General features: G+C 45.1%; 17 protein-coding genes and 1 pseudogene. 15 read left to right on the top strand and 3 right to left on the bottom strand.

All coding sequences use genetic code 11. The features are described from left to right. Window positions 1–198 precede the first annotated feature (198 nt). Entirely contained in the window at window positions 199–738 is a 540-nt protein-coding gene (locus tag MSG36_RS05255; RefSeq protein ID WP_048605541.1) for a DUF3332 family protein, read from the top strand. 138 nt (window positions 739–876) lie between these two features. Here MSG36_RS05255 and MSG36_RS05250 read toward each other — a convergent pair whose 3' ends face one another. Continuing rightward, window positions 877–2,349 (bottom strand): aminoacyl-histidine dipeptidase, encoded by a 1,473-nt coding sequence (locus MSG36_RS05250; protein ID WP_017060790.1) that lies wholly within the window; start codon window positions 2,347–2,349, stop codon window positions 877–879. A 1,064-nt stretch (window positions 2,350–3,413) separates the two neighbouring features. Between MSG36_RS05250 and MSG36_RS05245 the strand changes: the two genes are divergently transcribed. The 14 genes and pseudogenes from MSG36_RS05245 (at window position 3,414) to pgpA (ending at window position 16,205) form a co-directional block, all read left to right on the top strand. Next, the gene (locus MSG36_RS05245) at window positions 3,414–4,703 is read left to right on the top strand and encodes an NCS2 family permease (protein WP_017060789.1); all 1,290 of its coding nucleotides are present in this window, start codon (window positions 3,414–3,416) and stop codon (window positions 4,701–4,703) included. An 84-nt stretch (window positions 4,704–4,787) separates the two neighbouring features. After that, window positions 4,788–5,252 (top strand): oxytetracycline resistance phosphoribosyltransferase domain-containing protein Tet(34), encoded by a 465-nt coding sequence (gene tet(34) / locus MSG36_RS05240; protein ID WP_009847475.1) that lies wholly within the window; start codon window positions 4,788–4,790, stop codon window positions 5,250–5,252. Window positions 5,253–5,341: 89 nt separating this feature from the next. After that, the gene (gene frsA / locus MSG36_RS05235) at window positions 5,342–6,595 is read left to right on the top strand and encodes an esterase FrsA (protein WP_050619967.1); all 1,254 of its coding nucleotides are present in this window, start codon (window positions 5,342–5,344) and stop codon (window positions 6,593–6,595) included. A gap of 144 nt (window positions 6,596–6,739) precedes the next feature. Continuing rightward, window positions 6,740–7,129 (top strand): sigma factor-binding protein Crl, encoded by a 390-nt coding sequence (gene crl, locus MSG36_RS05230; protein WP_065677578.1) that lies wholly within the window; start codon window positions 6,740–6,742, stop codon window positions 7,127–7,129. Between the two features lie 76 nt (window positions 7,130–7,205). Next, entirely contained in the window at window positions 7,206–8,390 is a 1,185-nt protein-coding gene (proB, locus tag MSG36_RS05225; protein ID WP_248366591.1) for a glutamate 5-kinase, read from the top strand. A 66-nt stretch (window positions 8,391–8,456) separates the two neighbouring features. Further along, complete coding sequence (locus MSG36_RS05220) at window positions 8,457–9,707, top strand: glutamate-5-semialdehyde dehydrogenase (RefSeq protein ID WP_248366589.1); 1,251 nt, start codon at window positions 8,457–8,459, stop codon at window positions 9,705–9,707. A 156-nt stretch (window positions 9,708–9,863) separates the two neighbouring features. Continuing rightward, the gene (gene nrdR / locus MSG36_RS05215) at window positions 9,864–10,313 is read left to right on the top strand and encodes a transcriptional regulator NrdR (protein ID WP_004734394.1); all 450 of its coding nucleotides are present in this window, start codon (window positions 9,864–9,866) and stop codon (window positions 10,311–10,313) included. 40 nt (window positions 10,314–10,353) lie between these two features. Continuing rightward, window positions 10,354–11,450, top strand: a pseudogene (gene ribD, locus MSG36_RS05210) (bifunctional diaminohydroxyphosphoribosylaminopyrimidine deaminase/5-amino-6-(5-phosphoribosylamino)uracil reductase RibD). A gap of 52 nt (window positions 11,451–11,502) precedes the next feature. Then, window positions 11,503–12,159, top strand: a complete 657-nt coding sequence (locus MSG36_RS05205) for a riboflavin synthase (protein ID WP_010436361.1) — start codon at window positions 11,503–11,505, stop codon at window positions 12,157–12,159. A gap of 108 nt (window positions 12,160–12,267) precedes the next feature. Beyond that, on the top strand, window positions 12,268–13,377 hold the full coding sequence (ribBA, locus tag MSG36_RS05200) for a bifunctional 3,4-dihydroxy-2-butanone-4-phosphate synthase/GTP cyclohydrolase II (RefSeq protein WP_248366585.1): 1,110 nt from the start codon (window positions 12,268–12,270) through the stop codon (window positions 13,375–13,377). Between the two features lie 295 nt (window positions 13,378–13,672). Further along, window positions 13,673–14,143, top strand: coding sequence for a 6,7-dimethyl-8-ribityllumazine synthase (gene ribE / locus MSG36_RS05195; protein ID WP_004741508.1), 471 nt, complete (start codon window positions 13,673–13,675; stop codon window positions 14,141–14,143). Then, on the top strand, window positions 14,143–14,610 hold the full coding sequence (nusB, locus tag MSG36_RS05190; RefSeq protein ID WP_004734399.1) for a transcription antitermination factor NusB: 468 nt from the start codon (window positions 14,143–14,145) through the stop codon (window positions 14,608–14,610). The genes ribE and nusB overlap by 1 nt, the downstream gene beginning before the upstream one ends. Before the next feature lie 114 nt (window positions 14,611–14,724). Beyond that, complete coding sequence (thiL, locus tag MSG36_RS05185; RefSeq protein WP_061038706.1) at window positions 14,725–15,699, top strand: thiamine-phosphate kinase; 975 nt, start codon at window positions 14,725–14,727, stop codon at window positions 15,697–15,699. Beyond that, window positions 15,699–16,205, top strand: coding sequence for a phosphatidylglycerophosphatase A (gene pgpA / locus MSG36_RS05180; protein ID WP_017060782.1), 507 nt, complete (start codon window positions 15,699–15,701; stop codon window positions 16,203–16,205). The genes thiL and pgpA overlap by 1 nt, the downstream gene beginning before the upstream one ends. Before the next feature lie 129 nt (window positions 16,206–16,334). Here pgpA and dxs read toward each other — a convergent pair whose 3' ends face one another. Together dxs and ispA are read right to left on the bottom strand one after the other, a co-directional pair. Then, window positions 16,335–18,218, bottom strand: a complete 1,884-nt coding sequence (dxs, locus tag MSG36_RS05175) for a 1-deoxy-D-xylulose-5-phosphate synthase (protein ID WP_019824925.1) — start codon at window positions 18,216–18,218, stop codon at window positions 16,335–16,337. Window positions 18,219–18,239: 21 nt separating this feature from the next. Next, the gene (gene ispA / locus MSG36_RS05170; RefSeq protein WP_048612246.1) at window positions 18,240–19,124 is read right to left on the bottom strand and encodes a (2E,6E)-farnesyl diphosphate synthase; all 885 of its coding nucleotides are present in this window, start codon (window positions 19,122–19,124) and stop codon (window positions 18,240–18,242) included. Window positions 19,125–19,133 lie beyond the last annotated feature (9 nt).

Here is a 19,133-nt window from a genome sequence, read left to right as displayed (position 1 = left end):
TCGCTTTACGGTGACGACAAAAGTTTTTTATGAAGGGGCTTCTGAATTGGTTTCAGTTTTTTGTTTGGCTAATTGAAGGGTGTTTCAAATTGTGAATTTTCTGACAATACATTGATTTAGCGCTGATATTTGTCATTCAGTTCGTTGGTATTATCCACCGCCATTTTTTGGCGGCCAAATTTAAATATTGAGATAAAAATGAAAAAAACAATTTCAAAAGTTGTAGCACTAGCGGTGGTATCTGTTGCTTTATCTGGCTGTGTTGGTAGCAACGCAGTAACGGGTTACCTAATGAAGTTCAACATCAAGGCTGTTGATAACCGTTACGCTCGTGGTGGTTTGAACATGCTACTTGCACCTGCATACGGTCTAACAGTTGCTGCCGACTACCTCGTATTCAACTCACTAGAGTTCTGGACAGGTAGCAACCCACTAACAGGTGCTCCGCACATCTTTGATACTAAGACTGATACTTACCTAGACATCAACCACCAACTTGATCCGTCTCTAACGGAAGCGCCAGTGGGTCCTATCACGAGTGCAGATGTGATCGAAAAAGGTCAAATGCAGCAGATTGATGAAAACACGATCCAAATGGACATTACTTACCAGTCTGGTGAGCGTGCGACGTTAATCGGTGTTCGTGATGGCGAGATGGTGACGTACTTCATCGATGGCGAAGTTGTGGCACAAACTTCAATTGATGAGCTAGAAAGCTACGCGGCTTCACGCGCTTAATTGCTTCTTTAGTCACAAATAGTCGATTACAAAGATTAGATACAAAAACAGGTACTCATTGAGTACCTGTTTTATTTTGTGTCGATAAACGGTGTTTACTGTAAAACACCATTTACTGAACAAACATAGCTTATCGAATTAAGCTTTTTCTGGGATCGCTTCAAGCAATGCAACCATTTGGTTCCAGAATAGCTCAACGGTGTCGATCTTCACTTTCTCATCAGGAGAGTGCGGGAACTTGATGGTTGGGCCGAAAGAAACCATATCCATGTTCGGGTAAGGTTCTTTGAATAGACCACACTCAAGACCAGCATGGATAACCATGATGTTTGGCTTGTGACCGTAGATACCTTCGTACATGTCGCGGAAGATATGCATGATTTCTGAATCTGCGTCTGGTTTCCAACCTGGGTAAGCACCAGAGAACGCGATGTTAGCGCCTGCTAGTTCAGCAACAGAGTGAAGCATGCTTTCTACTTGTGAGCGACCTGAATCGATAAGAGAGCGGATCAGGCAAAGCACTGTGATTGAGTTCTCTTCTGTTGTGATAACACCTACGTTTAGAGACGTTTCCACAACACCTTCAATCTCGTCACTCATACGAATCACGCCGTTTGGACATGCGTTAAGTGCCGCGATAAAGCGAGCTTGGTCTGCTGACGCAAGTGCGCCCATTTCTACAGAAGCTTCTTCATTGAAAGTCACGATGCTGTCTTCTACTTTACCTAGCTCTGTTGAAAGCAGCTCAGTGTAGTAGTTGTATAGTGAAGCCAGTTTTTCTTGGTTTGCCGCAGGAACAGCAACCGTTACGAAACCTTCACGAGGGATCGCGTTACGAAGGCTACCACCTTTGAATTCGACGATGCGAAGGTCTAGCTCTTTGGCGTGACCCGCTAGGAAGCGAGCAAGCAGTTTGTTTGCGTTTGCACGACCTGTGTGGATGTCACAACCAGAGTGACCGCCTTTTAGGCCTTTCAGCGTTAGCTTACGTGTTACGAAGTCAGCTGGAATCGCGTTACGAGCAATTTCAAATGTCATTGCGCCGTCGATACCGCCAGCACAACCCATGTACACTTCGCCTTCTTGCTCTGAATCGGTATTAAGAAGGATATCGCCTTCTAACCAACCCGCTTCAAGACCGAAAGCACCAGTCATGCCTGCTTCTTCATCTACTGTTAGTAGAACTTCGATAGGGCCGTGCTGGATTTCGTTTGAAGCAAGAACCGCTAGGCAAGAAGCCATGCCCATGCCGTTGTCAGCGCCAAGCGTTGTGCCTTTAGCTGTAACCCACTCACCATCAATGTATGGTTGGATTGGATCTTTAGCGAAGTCATGAACTGTGTCTTCGTTCTTTTGTGGAACCATATCGATGTGAGCTTGTAGCACGACACCTTTTTTGTTTTCCATACCCGCCGTTGCTGGCTTTTTGATGAATACGTTGCCCGTTGGGTCACGACGTACATCTAGGCCTTGCTCGGTTGCCCAAGCAATAATGTATTGAGCAAGCTCTTCTTCATGCTTAGAAGGGTGTGGGATTGAGCAAATCTTATCGAAGAACTGCCAGATAGGGGCAGGGGATAATTTACTGATCTCAGAATGGAATTCAGACACGGATGACTCCTTTTTTATTTAATAACCATATATTTAGGTTTTGTATAGGTAAAAACCTAGAACAAAAATCTAAAATATGGGTCTGTTTTGATGGCAACAGCATACCACTTGAGCGTTTTGACGAGTAGCGGTTCTAAACCTCAAATAGCTCAAATTTTGAATGCGATCTTGTCCATCTGATCACAATTAAGCGCCTTGATGCTTATAAATGGCGCAAGCAAACGTTTGTTTAATTCTATTTTGTAATTTTATTACGAAAATAAGTTTACAAAATAACCGTAAATGGCAAAAAATGTGACATATAGCAAAAAATACTTGTAATCTTTTTTCTTTAGGGTATATTAATAACCAACTTCTGAGATGAAGAGTAAATGCTCAAAGGATGAGTCCGTTTTATCGCCTCCAAGGAACCGAGAAATCAAATTCGTTTTTTATTGATTTATTAAGGTGATAGTTATGAAAGGTTTACCATCTGCAATGTTCTGGATTAACAGCTCTGTTTACACTAGCAACTTTGCATACCCTACAAGCTTTGGTTACTAATACCGTAAGCATGTAACTCGAACAGTTTTGTTCACCCCTATATATTGGAATTCTTTTACAGCCCTTTTGGTTGACAGATTCTACCGCCACTCAGTTTTGAGTGGCGTTTTTTTTGCCTGCTACTTTTCCAAACCGCTTTCGCTTGTCACTTTCCTTGCTGTTCTGCGTGGTTGTTTTTTAAACGCCGAAATATCAATTTGCGCCTTATTACTGATCCTGTTGAAAAATACATAACTATTGTGGGTTTGAATTCAGAATTTACTGGCTAGATTATCAATGAAAATAACCGATGGTAGAAAAAATAACCAACTAGTTTTAGTGAGTCTATTGTTGTTAATTGTTTGTTTTTAATGGTTATTTATCGATGGTGTCTTTGTTTTTAATCGCTTTGTTTCATACGGCATTCTGATAAATATCGATTAGAGCCTTAATTCTATCTGGAATTTGTTATTTGATAACTTTATAATCCACAGCCAATCGATTACGCAACCGTTTACTTTTTACCCTTATAGGATTCGATAATGTTCGAAAAGCTATTCAAACTCAGTGAAAATGGCACCAATGTGCGCACTGAAATCATCGCAGGTCTAACAACCTTCCTAACAATGGCTTACATCATTTTTGTAAACCCAATGATTCTAGCTGATGCTGGTATGGACCATGGCGCTGTATTTGTAGCAACCTGTTTAGCGGCTGCTATTGGCTGTTTCATCATGGGCTTTGTTGCTAACTACCCAATTGCTCAAGCTCCAGGCATGGGTTTGAACGCATTCTTTACCTACGCTGTTGTAATGGGTATGGGTTATACGTGGCAAGTTGCTCTGGCAGCGGTTTTCGTATCAGGCGTAATCTTCATCTTCTTAAGCATCTTTAAGATCCGTGAATGGATTATCAACTCGATCCCTATGTCTCTGCGTGTTGGTATCTCTGCAGGTATCGGTCTTTTCCTAGCGTTCATTGCGCTTAGCAATGCAGGCATCGTTGTTTCTAACCCAGCAACTAAAGTTTCACTGGGCGATATTACCGCGATTGCTCCTATCCTAGGCTCACTTGGTTTCTTCCTAACGATTGCTCTTGTTCACCGTGGCGTGAAAGGCGCAGTAATGATTGCCATTCTAGCTATCACAGCTCTTGGCATTGTTATTGGTGACGTTCAATACGGCGGCATCATGTCTACACCACCAAGCCTTGCTCCTACATTCATGCAGCTTGATTTCTCTGCGGTATTTGAAATCGGTATGATTTCAGTGGTATTCGCATTCTTGTTCGTCGATTTGTTTGATACAGCGGGTACTCTGGTTGGTGTTGCAACGAAAGCAAACCTAATCAAAGAAGACGGCAAACTACCTCGTTTGAACAAAGCACTGCTTGCTGACTCTACAGCAACATCTATTGGTGCACTGCTAGGTACATCAAATACTACTTCTTATGTTGAGAGTGTTGCGGGTGTCGCTGAAGGCGGTCGTACCGGTCTAACGGCTGTTGTTGTTGGTATCTTATTCCTACTGGCTCTTTTCTTCTCGCCACTTGCAGGTATGATTCCGGCTTACGCAACATCAGGTGCACTTTTCTATGTAGCAATTCTGATGATGTCTGGCTTAGTTGGCATTGATTGGCGTGATCTTACGGAAGCAGCACCAGTCGTGGTAACATGTCTGCTTATGCCGCTGACGTACTCTATCGCTGAGGGTATCTCACTAGGTTTCATCGCTTACGCTGCAATTAAGCTGCTAAGTGGTAAAGGTCGCGACGTTTCACCTGCTGTGTGGGTAATGTCGGCTATCTTTATTCTTAAATACATTTTCGCTTAATCGTCTAGATTTCTGCTTAATCGCTGAAGAGGCTATGTTTGAGATAGCCTCTAATAACATGACAAAATTATTAGGTTTTATACTATGAGCAACAAATTCGTTATCACTTGGGACAACATGCAGACTTACTGCCGTCAACTTGCTGAAAAGCAAATGCCAGCAGAGCAGTGGAAAGGCATCTGGGCTGTAAGCCGTGGTGGTTTGGTTCCTGGTGCAATCTTGGCTCGTGAGCTAGGTATTCGTCACGTAGATACGATTTGTATTTCTAGCTACGACCACGATCACCAACGTGATATGACAGTAGTTAAAGCACCTGAAGGTGATGGCGAAGGCTTCCTAATCGTTGAAGACTTGGTTGATAGTGGTGACACTGCACGTAAGCTTCGCGAAATGTACCCTAAAGCGAAACTGATCGCTGTATGTGCAAAGCCATCTGGCGCTGATTTGCTAGACGAGTACATTGTTGATATCGCTCAAGACACATGGATTGAGCAACCTTGGGATACTAGCCTAAGCTACGTTGAGCCAGTAAATCGCAAGTCAAAATAAGCGTAAACTTAGTTTTTTGAGAAATGACCCTTTATAGGGTCATTTTTTTTTATATTATTAGTGACAACCATTTCTTATTAAGTATCCCAATGTCTGAACCAGAAGAAACGAGCTCGAACCTTTCGGAAACTTTGTTTGTAAAGCACAAGCAGGCGAAAGAGACCTCAATGTTGACACAATACATGCCAAGCTCTGAAGCGTTATTGGATGAGAAGCGTGAACAGCAAAACTCATCATGGTATCGAAACCTAAGACGTCTTCAGTGGGTATGGCAAGGCGTTAATCCAATAGAGCAAGAAGCGGTATTGGCTCGTATCGCGTCATCAGATAACTCTCGTACAATCGACGAGTGGCTTGATACGGTCATGGGTTACCGAAGTGGTAACTGGGCATACGAATGGACTAAGCTGGGTATGCAGCATCAAAATCGTTCTAATGAGAAGAGCGGTGAAGAGATGGCTGAAGAGCTGTTTTCAGCATCGCTGTGCTTCAGTATTGCGGGTTACCCACATCTCAAGAACGACAACTTGGCGGCTCAGGCTCAAGTGTTGGCCAACGCAGCGTATTCTGAAGCGATCAAGCACACTAAGTTGATCGTCAAACAGATTGATATTCCATACCAAAACAAGAAGATTAAAGCGAACTTGCATCTAACCAAGACAGATAAACCACAACCGGTTGTGATTGTCAGCGCGGGTCTAGATAGCTTGCAAACCGATATGTGGCGCTTGTTTAGAGATTATTTAGCACCAAAGAACATTGCCATGCTAACGGTAGACATGCCATCGATAGGGCACAGTGCACATTGGCCGTTAACAGAAGACTCATCTTGTCTTCACCAAGCGGTGCTGAATGAATTGCCTAACATTCCATGGGTCGATCACCATAAAGTTGGCTTGTTTGGCTTCCGCTTCGGTGGCAATGCGATGGTGAGATTATCTTTCCTCGAGCAACATAAGATTAAAGCGTGTATCTCTTTAGGCGCGCCAATTCACGATATCTTTGTTCATGCAGACAAACTTAAGCAGATGCCTAAAATGCATCTAGATGTGTTGGCTTCGCGTCTTGGTAAAGGTGCAGTTGATATCAATAGCCTTTCTGGGCAGTTGATGGCGTGGTCACTCAAGGTACAAGGTTTGCTGTCAAACAGTAAAACCAGTGTTCCTATCTTGGCATTGGCTCTGGAAGGCGACCCGGTTTCACCGCCAATGGATAATCAACTGGTTGCTATTTACAGTGATTACGGAAAAGCGAAGAAAATCAAAGCTAAGTCAATTACACAAGGTTATGAGCAATCCCTCGAATTGGCGATAAAGTGGCTTGAGGATGAATTATTTAGATGACATTTCTCCTAAATTAGTTAAGCATGAAAAGTGTACAAACTAAGTACCTGATACTCAGAGATAATTTATAAAATCCAAATGCGTAGTTTCTACGTATAACAGTCTGAGTAACGTCATTCTTAACATTGAAAATGGAGATTCAATATGTCAGAAGTGACACAACAACCTACGCATTATCGCTTGTTGAATGTTTTAAAGGCTATTGGGCCTTATTTGAGGGAGCCACAATCAGAAGATGGTCATTACATTTTTGATTGCTTGTCTGTATGTGTGAACGATAAAAAATCACCAGAAGAACGCGAGTTCTGGGGTTGGTGGTTAGAGTTGGATAAGTCGGAAGAGGGATATTCGGCGAAGTACAATATCGGTAAGTACAACATCGATGGTAACTGGGATTCTTTGCCGTTACCTAAAAAGGCGGTCGCTGAGGTCTCTCGAACTCAAGAAGCCTTCCACAAAAAACTGGTTGATGAACTTCAAAGTAAGTTTGAAATCAGCATCCAATTAGACGAAGAGTCTGTCGAATTCGTCTGATTTTAAAGGTTACTCTTCTATATAAAGCAAAAAGGTGCGATTTCGCACCTTTTCTGCTTGTGAATTCCCCTTTTGATTGCTAAAACATCACCTCTTATTTGTTTTATCCATAAAAGACTTCATGACAACAAATCATCAAAGCGGGACAACAACACAGCGTAAAACTGTCGTTGTTAAACTGGGTACCAGTGTCTTAACTGGTGGAACATTGGCATTAGACCGCGCTCATATGGTTGAGCTGGTTCGTCAATGTGCTGAATTAAAAAAACAAGGCCACTTTGTGGTTATGGTTTCGTCTGGCGCAATTGCAGCAGGACGTGAGCACCTTGGTTACCCCGCACTTCCCAACTCAATGGCGAGCAAACAGTTGCTTGCGGCAGTTGGGCAAAGTCAGTTGATTCAAGTTTGGGAGTCTTTGTTTGCTATCTATGGCCTTAAGATTGGCCAGATGCTACTGACTCGTGCTGATCTCGATGATCGCGAGCGTTTTCTTAATGCACGTGACACGATCAACGCACTGGTTGAACACGATATTATTCCGGTAGTAAACGAAAACGATGCAGTAGCAACCAACGAAATTAAAGTGGGCGACAATGATAACTTGTCGGCCTTAGTGGGTATTTTGTGCGGTGCTGATAAGCTTTTGCTACTAACAGACCAAAAAGGCCTGTTTACGGCTGACCCTCGTAAAGACCCAAATGCTGAGCTCATCAAAGAAGTGAAAACCATTGATGACACACTGCGTAAGATCGCAGGCGGCAGTGGTACGACGTTAGGTACCGGTGGCATGGCGACAAAACTGCAGGCGGCTGATATTGCTCGTCGCGCAGGTATCGAAGTGATTATTGCTGCGGGCAGTGCCGAAAACGTGGTGTTTGATTCACTGAGTGACAACCCACAAGGCACACGTTTCTTGCCTTTAGCGGAAGCGCTTGAAAACCGTAAACGCTGGATTTTAGCGGGCCCTGCTTCAGCAGGTGACATCGTGGTTGACGACGGCGCAGTAAACGCAGTCAACACCAAAGGCAGCAGCTTGTTGGCGAAAGGGGTTGTTCGAGTTAAAGGCGAATTCTCTCGTGGTGAAGTTACCCAAGTCACAGACAGCAAAGGCAAAGTAATTGCGCGTGGTATCGCCAGTTATTCAAGCCAAGACCTAGCAAAAATTGCAGGCAAGCACAGTAAAGATATTGGCGACATCCTTGGATACGATTATGGGTCAGAAGTCATTCACCGTGACGACCTAGTTGTAATCCAAGAGTAGCTCGTGATGATAAGGTGAATCACCTTTTTGCATCCAAAGACAGACAGAATTTAGGGAGAGTTAAACGTGGATTTAACTAACATGGGTATCGCAGCAAAAGACGCTGCTTTCCACCTAGCGACCGCATCTACGGCGCAAAAGAATAAAGCATTGGCGATTATCGCTGATGAGCTAGAAGCAAACGCAACAACGATTTTAGAAGCGAACGCGAAAGACATCGAATTAGGTCGCGAAGCGGGTTTAACTGACGCACTGCTTGATCGTCTACTTCTTAACGAAGAGCGCTTAACCGGTATCGCTAACGATGTTCGTAACGTGATTAGCCTGAATGACCCAGTTGGCAGCGAAATTGACAGCAAAGTACTAGAAAACGGTATGTCACTGTCTCGCCGCCGCGTGCCACTTGGTGTGGTGGGTGTTATCTATGAAGCGCGTCCGAACGTAACCATCGATATTGCAGCTCTGTGTCTGAAGACAGGTAACGCAAGCATTCTACGTGGTGGTAAAGAGACGTTCTTCTCGAACATGGAACTGGTTAAAGTTATCCAGTCTGCATTAGAGAAAGCGGAGCTTCCAGCCGCTTCTGTTCAGTACATCGAGAAGCCTGATCGTGAACTCGTTTCTCAACTGCTTAAACTGGACGACTACGTGGATATGATCATTCCTCGTGGCGGCGCTGGTCTGCACAAGATGTGTAAAGAGAACAGCACCATCCCAGTCATCATCGGCGGCTTTGGTATCAGCCATATCTTCGTTGATGAAAGCGCTGATCTTGAGAGATCTGTCGATGTGGTCGAAAACTCAAAAGTTCAACGTCCATCGGCGTGTAACTCGTTAGATACACTGCTAGTGCATGAAGCGGTTGCTGAAGCTTTCCTAACTAAGCTGAAACAGCGTTTAGCCGGCAAGGTAACCTTAGTTGCTGATACCAGTGCAAAATCGCTGCTAGCGGGTTTTGAAGACCAACGTGATGCGGTTGAAGGCGACTTTGACACTGAATGGCTAAGCTACACGCTCGGCGTGAAAGTGGTAGCGGATGTGGCAGAAGCGATTGACCACATGCGTGTACACAACGCGAGTCATTCAGATGCGATCATGACCAATAGCCTAGAGAGCTCAGAGCGTTTCATTAACTCTGTTGGTTCTGCGGCGGTTTATGTGAATGCATCAACACGTTTTACTGATGGCGCCCAGTTTGGTTTAGGCGCTGAAGTTGCCGTGTCTACTCAGAAATTGCATGCTCGCGGCCCAATGGGTTTAGAAGAGCTGACAAGCTACAAATGGGTAGGTAAAGCGAACTATTTAGTTCGCGGTTAACGCTGGTCGTTAATTTTACTCCTAAGCTCATTTTTGAAATGGCGATCGAGTAGCAATAATCAATGAATCACCACACAAAAGGGCCTTAATTGGCCCTTTTTCTTTCCTAACGTTTGGCAATTCCGTTACACTGATATTCAATTATTTGGAGGTGATATGCATTGTCCTTTTTGTTCAGAGAACGACACTAAAGTAATCGATTCAAGACTGGTAGCCGATGGCCATCAGGTTCGTCGTCGCCGTCAATGCCTTGCATGTAGTGAACGTTTTACTACGTTCGAATCGGCAGAACTTGTGATGCCTAAAGTCATAAAGTCGAATGGAAACCGCGAACCATTTAATGAAGACAAAATGGTGGGTGGTGTACAGCGCGCCCTAGAAAAACGCCCAGTGAGTGCTGATGCGATTGAACTTGCGATCAGTACGATTAAGTCACAACTCCGTGCAACTGGTGAGCGTGAAGTACCAAGCGAGATGATTGGTAATCTTGTGATGGGCCAATTGAAAGAATTGGATAAAGTGGCGTACATCCGTTTTGCCTCTGTTTACCGCAGCTTTGAAGACATCCGAGAGTTTGGCGAAGAAATCGCTAAATTAGAGGATTAACTCCTCAATCATGTCAAACTTTACTCCCCTAGATTTTCAAATGATGTCGCGTGCTATTCAGTTAGCTAAACGCGGCATTTACACTACTGCACCCAACCCGAATGTGGGTTGTGTCATTGTACAAACCGACGGTCAGATCGTTGGCGAAGGTTTTCATGCCAAAGCTGGTGAACCTCATGCTGAAGTGCATGCCATGCGAATGGCGGGCGACAAAGCAAAAGGTGCGACGGCTTATGTCACGCTAGAGCCTTGTTCTCATTACGGTCGAACGCCGCCTTGTGCTGAAGGTTTGATTAAGGCTCAAGTAGCCAAAGTGATTTGCGCCATGCAGGACCCAAACCCAAAAGTCGCAGGTCGTGGTATTAAAATGCTACGCGATGCGGGTATTGAGGTTGAAATCGGTTTGCTAGAGCAAGACGCTCTCGACTTGAACCCTGCATTTATCAAGCGTATGCAAACTGGCATGCCATTCGTTCAGTTAAAGATGGCGGCTAGCCTTGATGGCCAAACAGCATTGAATAATGGCCAAAGCCAGTGGATCACGTCGCCAGAAGCGCGTCGTGATGTTCAGAACTACCGAGCAAAATCAGGCGCTGTGCTATCAACTAGCCAGACGGTGATTGAAGACAACGCGTCGTTGAATGTTCGTTGGGCAGAGTTGCCAAGCAGCATCAAAGATCATTACGCTGAAGACGAGCTGCGTCAGCCGATTCGCGTGATTCTTGATCGTCAAAACCAACTGCGTCCTGAACTCAAGTTATTCCAGACTCCAACATCCGTGTTGAGAGTAGCGGAAGCGTCTGCTGATATTGAAGTCGGAACCACAGATGCAGGTCAGCTCGATTTGCACGATCTGATGCGTCAATTACCTGCCAATCATATCGACCATATTTGGGTCGAAGCGGGCGCTACATTGGCAAAAAGCTTGATTGAAGAACAGCTGGTGGATGAGCTAATCCTCTATTTAGCACCTAAACTTATGGGCAGTGACGGACGAGGTTTGATGGGTGCATTAGGGCTCACTTCAATGTCTGACGTTATTGACCTAGAAATTAAAGATGTTCGACAGGTTGGTGTGGATATTCGCATCGTTGCGAAACCCGTATTTCGAAACTGATAGTAACGAAACCACAGTAGAAATAGTTACTCCAACTGCATACGTGTCGTTGACAACAAAAAGAGTTTTAAAATGTTTACAGGAATTGTAGAAGCCGTAGGTACATTGAGTGCAATCACTCCCCGCGGAGAAGACATCACCGTAACGGTTAATGTTGGTAAGCTTGATATGGCTGACGTTAAGTTAGGCGACAGTATCGCTACCAATGGTGTGTGTTTGACAGTTGTTGAGTATAACGACCACAGCTACAGTGCAGACCTTTCGCTTGAGACCCTGAAAAAGACGGGTTTTGTCGATTATCAAGCGGGCGATAAAGTTAACCTTGAGAAAGCAATGTTACCAACCACGCGTTTCGGTGGACATATAGTGTCTGGTCACGTTGATGGCGTGGGTGAGATTGTTGAACGTAATCAAGTCGGTCGTGCGATTGAGTTCTGGGTAGAAATGCCAGCAGAAATCTCAAAATACGTGGCTCAAAAAGGTTCAGTAACAGTTGATGGCATCAGCCTGACTGTGAACGATTTACGAAAGAACGCATTCAAGCTGACTATCGTCCCTCACACTTCTTCAGAAACCACCATCGACCAATTCAATGTCGGTCGTAAAGTGAATCTAGAAGTTGATGTATTAGCGCGTTACATGGAGCGTTTACTGCAAGGTCAGCAACAAGAGTCTGAGCCTGAATCTCGATTAACGATGGAATTCTTACAGCAGAATGGTTTTGCCTAACCGTTGATACAAAGTGCGTTAAGCGAGACTTTGTAAAGCGAAGCAATATCATCAGGTTTAAATAGTGTCGGTTCTAGGAAGCAGAACCATTTCAAAGGATATAGAACAATGCCAATTAGTACTCCTCAAGAAATTATTGAAGACATTCGCCTAGGAAAAATGGTTATCCTGATGGATGATGAAGATCGCGAGAATGAAGGCGATCTGATCATGGCAGCAGAACATGTCACGCCAGAAGCGATTAACTTCATGGCGATGTATGGCCGTGGATTAATCTGTCTGACGCTAACCAAAGAGCGTTCAAGCCGTATGGGTCTAGCCCCTATGGTTCAAGACAACAATGCACAGTACACCACGAACTTTACGGTTTCGATTGAAGCGGCTGAGGGTGTAACGACGGGTATCTCTGCATCAGACCGTGCAGTGACAGTTCAAGCGGCAGTAGCGAAAGATGCGAAAGCGGCTGATCTTGTTCAGCCTGGTCATATTTTCCCACTGACAGCGCAAGATGGCGGTGTTCTGACTCGTGCAGGACACACAGAAGCAGGTTGTGATTTAGCTCGTCTAGCAGGCTGTGAGCCAGCATCTGTTATCGTTGAGATCCTAAATGACGATGGCACTATGGCTCGTCGCCCTGACCTTGAAGTGTTTGCAGAAAAGCATGACATCAAGCTAGGCACGATTGCTGACTTGATTGAATACCGCAACAACACCGAAACAACGATTGAGCGTGTAGCACAATGCCATTTACCAACAGAGTTTGGTGATTTCGAGCTGGTGACTTACCGCGATACGATCGATAACCAGATCCACTACGCGATGCAAAAAGGCGACCTATCTGAAGGTGCTCCTTTGGTACGTGTTCACTTGCATGACACGTTCACCGATCTGCTTCATTCAGACCGTGGTACTGAACGCAGCTGGTCGCTAGGTAAAGCGATGAAGTGCATTGGCGACGAAGGTGGTGTGTTGGTTATTCTTGGCAACGAAGAGTCGTCTGATTCTTTGATTCACAAAGTGAAGACATTCGAAGCGCAAGACAAGAACGAGCAGCCAACTATGGCGAAGAAGCAGGGTACCTCGCGTCGTGTTGGTGTCGGCTCTCAGATTCTTCAAGACCTAGGCGTGCACGATATGCGTCTGCTTTCTTCAAGCTCTAAGCGTTACCACGCATTGGGTGGTTTTGGTCTTAACGTTGTTGAGTACGTTTGTGAATAAATCCTGTGTCAGCGAGCAGACGTTTCTCCGTTTGTAGCGACATAATTTACCGATGATTTCAGTGGCTCTTTTGGTGATAAGTTTTGCCAAAAGAGCAAAGTAGTCAAGTTCGACTCAAAACGTGTTCAATACACAAACTTGGTTACTCGCTGTTCCTATATGCTTGGGATCAGCGCTGCATTATCATCTTTACATTGCCGGTGTCTGTTCTTCTAAATTACCATTAGATATTGCTCACAGTTTTGTGCTAGAATCCGGCGATTCTCACTTGATGAAAATAGTTAAAGGAAGGCTTATGAAAGTGATCGAGGGTGGCTTCCCAGCGCCAAATGCAAAAATTGCTATCGTTATTGCTCGTTTCAACAGTTTTATTAACGAAAGTTTACTTTCTGGTGCAATCGATACTTTAAAGCGTCATGGACAAGTAAGCGAAGACAACATCACTGTTGTTCGTTGCCCTGGTGCAGTAGAACTTCCACTTGTAGCGCAGCGCGTTGCAAAAACAGGTAAGTTCGATGCGATTGTATCTCTTGGTACAGTAATTCGTGGCGGTACACCTCACTTTGACTATGTTTGTAGTGAATGTAATAAAGGTTTGGCACAAGTGTCTCTGGAATATTCTCTTCCAGTAGCGTTTGGTGTTCTTACTGTTGATACGATCGATCAAGCTATTGAACGCGCAGGAACCAAGGCTGGTAATAAGGGTGCAGAAGCAGCACTTAGCGCACTTGAGATGATCAACGTTCTTTCTGAAATCGATTCCTAATGGGGGCCAGTGTGAAACCAGCCGCACGTCGTAACGCACGTCAATTTGCTCTACAAGCAATTTATTCTTGGCAAATTACTAAAGAAAATATTGCTACCGTTGAAGAACAGTTCTTATCTGGTGGTAAGTATGATGAAGAAGAGCATCATGCTGCAGAGCCTGCTCTTGCTATGCCAGAAACAGACGTTGCATACTTCCGCGACCTACTAACTGGTGTTGCTCTTAGCCACATGGAACTTGATAGCAAGCTTCGTCCATTCGTATCTCGCCCTATGCAAGATCTGGATCTGATGGAACTAGCGCTTCTACGTTTAGCTATGTACGAGATGACTCGTCGCGAAGATGTACCATACAAAGTGGTTATCAACGAAGCTATCGAGCTTGCAAAAGTATTTGCAGCAGAAGACAGCCATAAGTTTGTTAACGGTGTGCTTGATAAAGCTGCACCGCACGTTCGTAAGAAATAATACGTTCGTATATTGAATCTAAAGGTCAGCTTTTATGCTGGCCTTTTTTGTAACTAAATTTCTGTAATATCCATGATTACAGCGATTTTTATGAGAATAAAGATAGGGCATGTGATGTCTGGCGAATTTAACCTGATTGAAAAATATTTTGTAAATCGACAACCACAACGTAAAGACGTACTTCTGGCTGCTGGCGATGATTGTGCTTTGGTCAAAGCGCCGGGTAATGTTGAGATAGCGATCAGCACGGACACCTTAGTGGCTGGTACCCATTTCTTAGCTGAGGCGAATCCGGCTTGGGTGGCGCACAAAGCGTTGGCTTCCAATATCAGTGATCTTGCCGCTATGGGCGCAACGCCGGCGTGGGTCTCTTTTGCTTTAACCATGCCTGAAATCGATGAAGCGTGGCTTGCTCCCTTCTGTGACTCCTTTTTTAAACTCGCAGACTACTTTGGTATTCAGTTAATTGGTGGCGACACCACTAAAGGCCCACTAAGCCTGACACTGACGGTACAGGGTTTTGTTCCTGAAGGACGAGCGCTGCGCAGAGATGGCGCGAAAGTGGGTGACTGGATTTACGTGACAGGTAACCTAGGTGACAGTAAAGCTGGCCTAGAGGTGCTACTTAACCCAGAGCAGAACAGAACGAAGCCCTATGCTGCTGAGCTAGAAGAGAGACATTATGTGAGCGCTCCACGAGTGTTAGCGGGTCAGGCGCTAGTGAACCTTGCTTCATCTGCGATTGATATCTCTGATGGCGTTATTGCTGATTTAAAACATATCCTTAAGCGTTCTCAAGTTGGTGCGAGTATTGATGTAAGCACGCTGCCTATCTCTGCAGAGTTACGTCAGTTCGCTCCTGATATCACTTCAGCTCAGCAGTACGCGCTGACCAGTGGTGAAGAGTACGAACTGTGCTTTACTGTACCAGAAGAGAATAAAGGGTCGCTGGAAAGTGCTTTGTCACACACAGGTACAAAAGTCACCTGCATTGGCCAGATAAGACCTGTAGAATATTTTGAATTACACAATAATGGTGAACCACTAAGCTGGAACTTAACTGGTTACGATCACTTTAAGGTTAATTGATGACAAACCCACTTTCTCTTATTTCTCTTAAAAACCCTTGGCATTTCTTAGCAACGGGTTTTGGCAGTGGCTTATCGCCTATTATTCCTGGCACTATGGGCACGCTCGCGTCTATTCCGTTGTACCTGTTGTTGGTTCAGTTACCGTTTCCTGCTTACGTAGCTGTGGTGGTGGTAAGCTGCATTATTGGTATTAAGATCTGCCAAGTAACGTCTGATGATATGGGCGTGCATGACCACGGTTCTATCGTTTGGGATGAGTTTGCGGGCTTTTGGATCACCATGAGCTTAGTGCCTATGCTGAATATCCCTGCCGATGACTGGAAATGGCTGCTGACTGGCTTTGTGCTTTTCCGCTTCTTTGACATGGTAAAACCATGGCCGATTGGTTGGTTAGATGCGCGAATTCACGGCGGCTTAGGTATCATGATTGACGATATTGTAGCGGGTATTATGGCGGCTATTTCGTTGTATGCTGTAGCACATTTCGCTGGTTGGTTAGTGTGAGTTAACTGAAAGACCAAACTAATTAGCAGATACTAAAAAGGTTGACCCTAGGGCCAACCTTTTTTGTTTTTATTGCTTACGAGCTTACGAGCTTACGAGCTTACGAGCTTACGAGCTTACGTATTACAGCTACTTAGCAAGATAGTCAGAGATAGACTTCTCAATGCCTTTCGCGTCCAAACCAAGTTCTTCATGTAGTTCGCCTTGCGTACCTTGAGCAATGAACTTGTCTGGTAGGCCAAGGTTCAATACTGGCATCAGCAGTTTCTCTTGCATCAAGAATTCAATCACACCTGCGCCCGCACCACCTGCAATCGCATTCTCTTCGATAGTCACCAGTACATCGTGGTCAGCAGCAAGTTGTTTGATCAGAGCTTCATCGAGCGGTTTTACAAAGCGCATATCTGCAACTGTCGCATCGATGGCGTCAGCGGCTTGAAGTGCACTCTCAAGGAAAGTACCGAAGCTTAGGATCGCGACTTTCGAGCCATCTTTTGCTTTTTCGCTTTCGCGAACGATACGACCTTTACCAATCTCAAGCGCGGTAAATTCACTTTGTATCTCAGTGCCCATACCATTACCGCGAGGGTAACGAACGGCACTTGGACCTGTGTGCTGGTGGCCAGTGTAAAGCATTTGGCGACATTCGTTCTCGTCGCTTGGTGCCATGATCACCATGTTTGGAATACAACGCATAAAGCTTAAGTCGAACGCACCTTGGTGTGTTTGACCATCAGCGCCGACAAGACCAGCACGGTCGATAGCGAACATGACCGGTAAGTCCATGATAGCCACATCGTGGATCAGTTGATCGTAGCCACGTTGTAGGAACGTCGAGTAGATAGCGACAATCGGCTTGTCACCTGCAATCGCCATACCGGTTGCTAACGTCACAGCATGCTGCTCAGCAATCGCTACGTCGAAGTATTGTTCTGGGTACTCTTTCGAGAAACGCACCATGCCAGAGCCTTCACGCATTGCAGGCGTGATCGCCATTAGCTTAGGATCTTGCGCGGCCATATCACACAGGAAATCGCCAAAAATCTTAGAGAAAGTTGGTTTAGAGCTGGTGCTCTTAGGCAGACTTGAGTGTGCTGGATCGAATTTCGGTACGCCATGGTAACCGATTGGATCTTTCTCAGCTGGCTCGTAGCCTTTGCCTTTCTTAGTCATGATGTGCAGGAACTGAGGGCCTTTTAGGTCTCTCATGTTCTTAAGCGTTTTAATCAGCTCATTGACATCGTGACCATCAATTGGGCCAATGTAGTTAAAGCCTAACTCTTCGAACATGGTGCCAGGGACAACCATGCCTTTTAGGTGTTCTTCTGTACGACGAACCAGCTCTTTAATCGGCGGAACGCCTGATAGCACTTTCTTGCCGCCCTCACGAATTGACGTGTAAAGACTGCCAGAAAGAACTTGAGCTAGGTGGTTGTTTAGCGCACCTACGTTTTCAGAGATCGACATCTCGTTGTCATTCAGGATAACCAGCATGTCATTGTGAATATCGCCCGCGTGGTTCATGGCTTCAAATGCCATACCCGCAGTAATCGCACCATCACCAATCACACTCACGACTTTACGGTTCTTGCCTTCTTTCTTCGCACTGATAGCCATACCAAGTGCAGCACTGATCGACGTTGAAGAGTGACCAACAGAAAGGGTGTCGTATTCGCTCTCTTGACGCCATGGGAATGGGTGCAGTCCATCTTTTTGACGGATAGTCGACAAGCGGTCGCGACGACCTGTAAGAATTTTGTGCGGGTATGCTTGGTGGCCAACATCCCAAACCAACTGGTCAAAAGGCGTGTTGTACACATAGTGCAGAGCAACTGTCAGCTCTACTGTACCTAAGCCTGACGCTAAGTGACCACTTGACTGGCTCACTGAGTTAAGAAGATAGGTACGTAATTCATCACAAAGCTGTGTAAGCGTCTCTTTTGGAAGTAGACGCAAATCCTCTGGCTTATCAGCCAAAGCAAGAGTTGGGTACTTTGATATATCAAGAGTCATAGGTAATGCGCGCTTATTGTCTTAGTTCTTGCGCTCGATGACGTATCGGGCGAACTCTTCGAGTAACTGGGTATTGTATGGGATTGCAGCCAAAGCTTGAAGCGCTTCCTGTAGCAGAGTTTGCGCTTTTTCTTGAGCGCCCTCTAAACCTAGCAAAGAAGGGTAGGTGCTTTTGTTCAATTCTTGGTCAGAACCCTGTGGCTTACCCAAAGTTTCAGTATCGCCAGTGATATCTAAAATATCATCTTGAACCTGGAATGCTAATCCAATGGCATCGGCGTACTTGTCTAATTGAGGCATCACTTCAAACGCTTTTTCACCAGCAGCAAGCGCACCTAAACGAATCGCACATTTCATTAGCGCGCCCGTTTTATTGCGGTGAACTTCTTCTAACTCTTCTAGCGTGACAGAGCGGTTTTCAGCTTCAATATCAAGTGCTTGTCCAATGCACATACCTTGTGCACCAGAGGCTTCAGCTAGGCGTTGAATCATTCGAACGCGATTGCTTTCACCGTCAGCACTTAATGTACCTTCCGCAAGTATAGTAAACGCGAGAGTTTGTAGTGCATCGCCAGTTAAAATTGCCGTTGCTTCATCGTATTTGATGTGACAAGTCTGATGGCCACGACGCAGTTCATCGTCGTCCATTGCTGGAAGGTCGTCGTGAATCAGAGAATAGGCATGAATACATTCGATTGCAGATGCTGGAGTGTCGAGTTCTTCAGCGGTGCAGCCGAGCATTTCCCCTGTAATGTAGACAAGAAATGGACGTGCGCGTTTACCGCCTAAAAGTAACCCATAACGCATCGCGTTGATCAGGTTCTGATTTTGGTGTGGCAGGCGATCAAGCCAAAGGTTCAGTTGCTCGTTATTACGTGCTTGATAAGACAATAAAGTCTCGATCATAGGGGATCT

Origin of the sequence: Vibrio sp. 1CM8B (assembly GCF_023161685.1) — a bacterium.
Taxonomy (GTDB): Bacteria; Pseudomonadota; Gammaproteobacteria; order Enterobacterales; family Vibrionaceae; genus Vibrio; species Vibrio coralliirubri.
This window is presented reverse-complemented; position numbering and strand designations above follow the sequence as displayed.

What these genes read in the sequence shown, in the direction of transcription:
- MSG36_RS05255 (WP_048605541.1), top strand. Translation starts at nt 199, where the DNA reads ATGAAAAAAACAATTTCAAAAGTTGTAGCACTAGCGGTGGTATCTGTT.
- MSG36_RS05245 (WP_017060789.1), top strand. Translation starts at nt 3,414, where the DNA reads ATGTTCGAAAAGCTATTCAAACTCAGTGAAAATGGCACCAATGTGCGC.
- frsA (WP_050619967.1), top strand. Translation starts at nt 5,342, where the DNA reads ATGTCTGAACCAGAAGAAACGAGCTCGAACCTTTCGGAAACTTTGTTT.
- crl (WP_065677578.1), top strand. Translation starts at nt 6,740, where the DNA reads ATGTCAGAAGTGACACAACAACCTACGCATTATCGCTTGTTGAATGTT.
- nrdR (WP_004734394.1), top strand. Translation starts at nt 9,864, where the DNA reads ATGCATTGTCCTTTTTGTTCAGAGAACGACACTAAAGTAATCGATTCA.
- MSG36_RS05205 (WP_010436361.1), top strand. Translation starts at nt 11,503, where the DNA reads ATGTTTACAGGAATTGTAGAAGCCGTAGGTACATTGAGTGCAATCACT.
- ribBA (WP_248366585.1), top strand. Translation starts at nt 12,268, where the DNA reads ATGCCAATTAGTACTCCTCAAGAAATTATTGAAGACATTCGCCTAGGA.
- ribE (WP_004741508.1), top strand. Translation starts at nt 13,673, where the DNA reads ATGAAAGTGATCGAGGGTGGCTTCCCAGCGCCAAATGCAAAAATTGCT.
- nusB (WP_004734399.1), top strand. Translation starts at nt 14,143, where the DNA reads ATGGGGGCCAGTGTGAAACCAGCCGCACGTCGTAACGCACGTCAATTT.
- thiL (WP_061038706.1), top strand. Translation starts at nt 14,725, where the DNA reads ATGTCTGGCGAATTTAACCTGATTGAAAAATATTTTGTAAATCGACAA.
- pgpA (WP_017060782.1), top strand. Translation starts at nt 15,699, where the DNA reads ATGACAAACCCACTTTCTCTTATTTCTCTTAAAAACCCTTGGCATTTC.
- dxs (WP_019824925.1), bottom strand. Translation starts at nt 18,218, where the DNA reads ATGACTCTTGATATATCAAAGTACCCAACTCTTGCTTTGGCTGATAAG.
- ispA (WP_048612246.1), bottom strand. Translation starts at nt 19,124, where the DNA reads ATGATCGAGACTTTATTGTCTTATCAAGCACGTAATAACGAGCAACTG.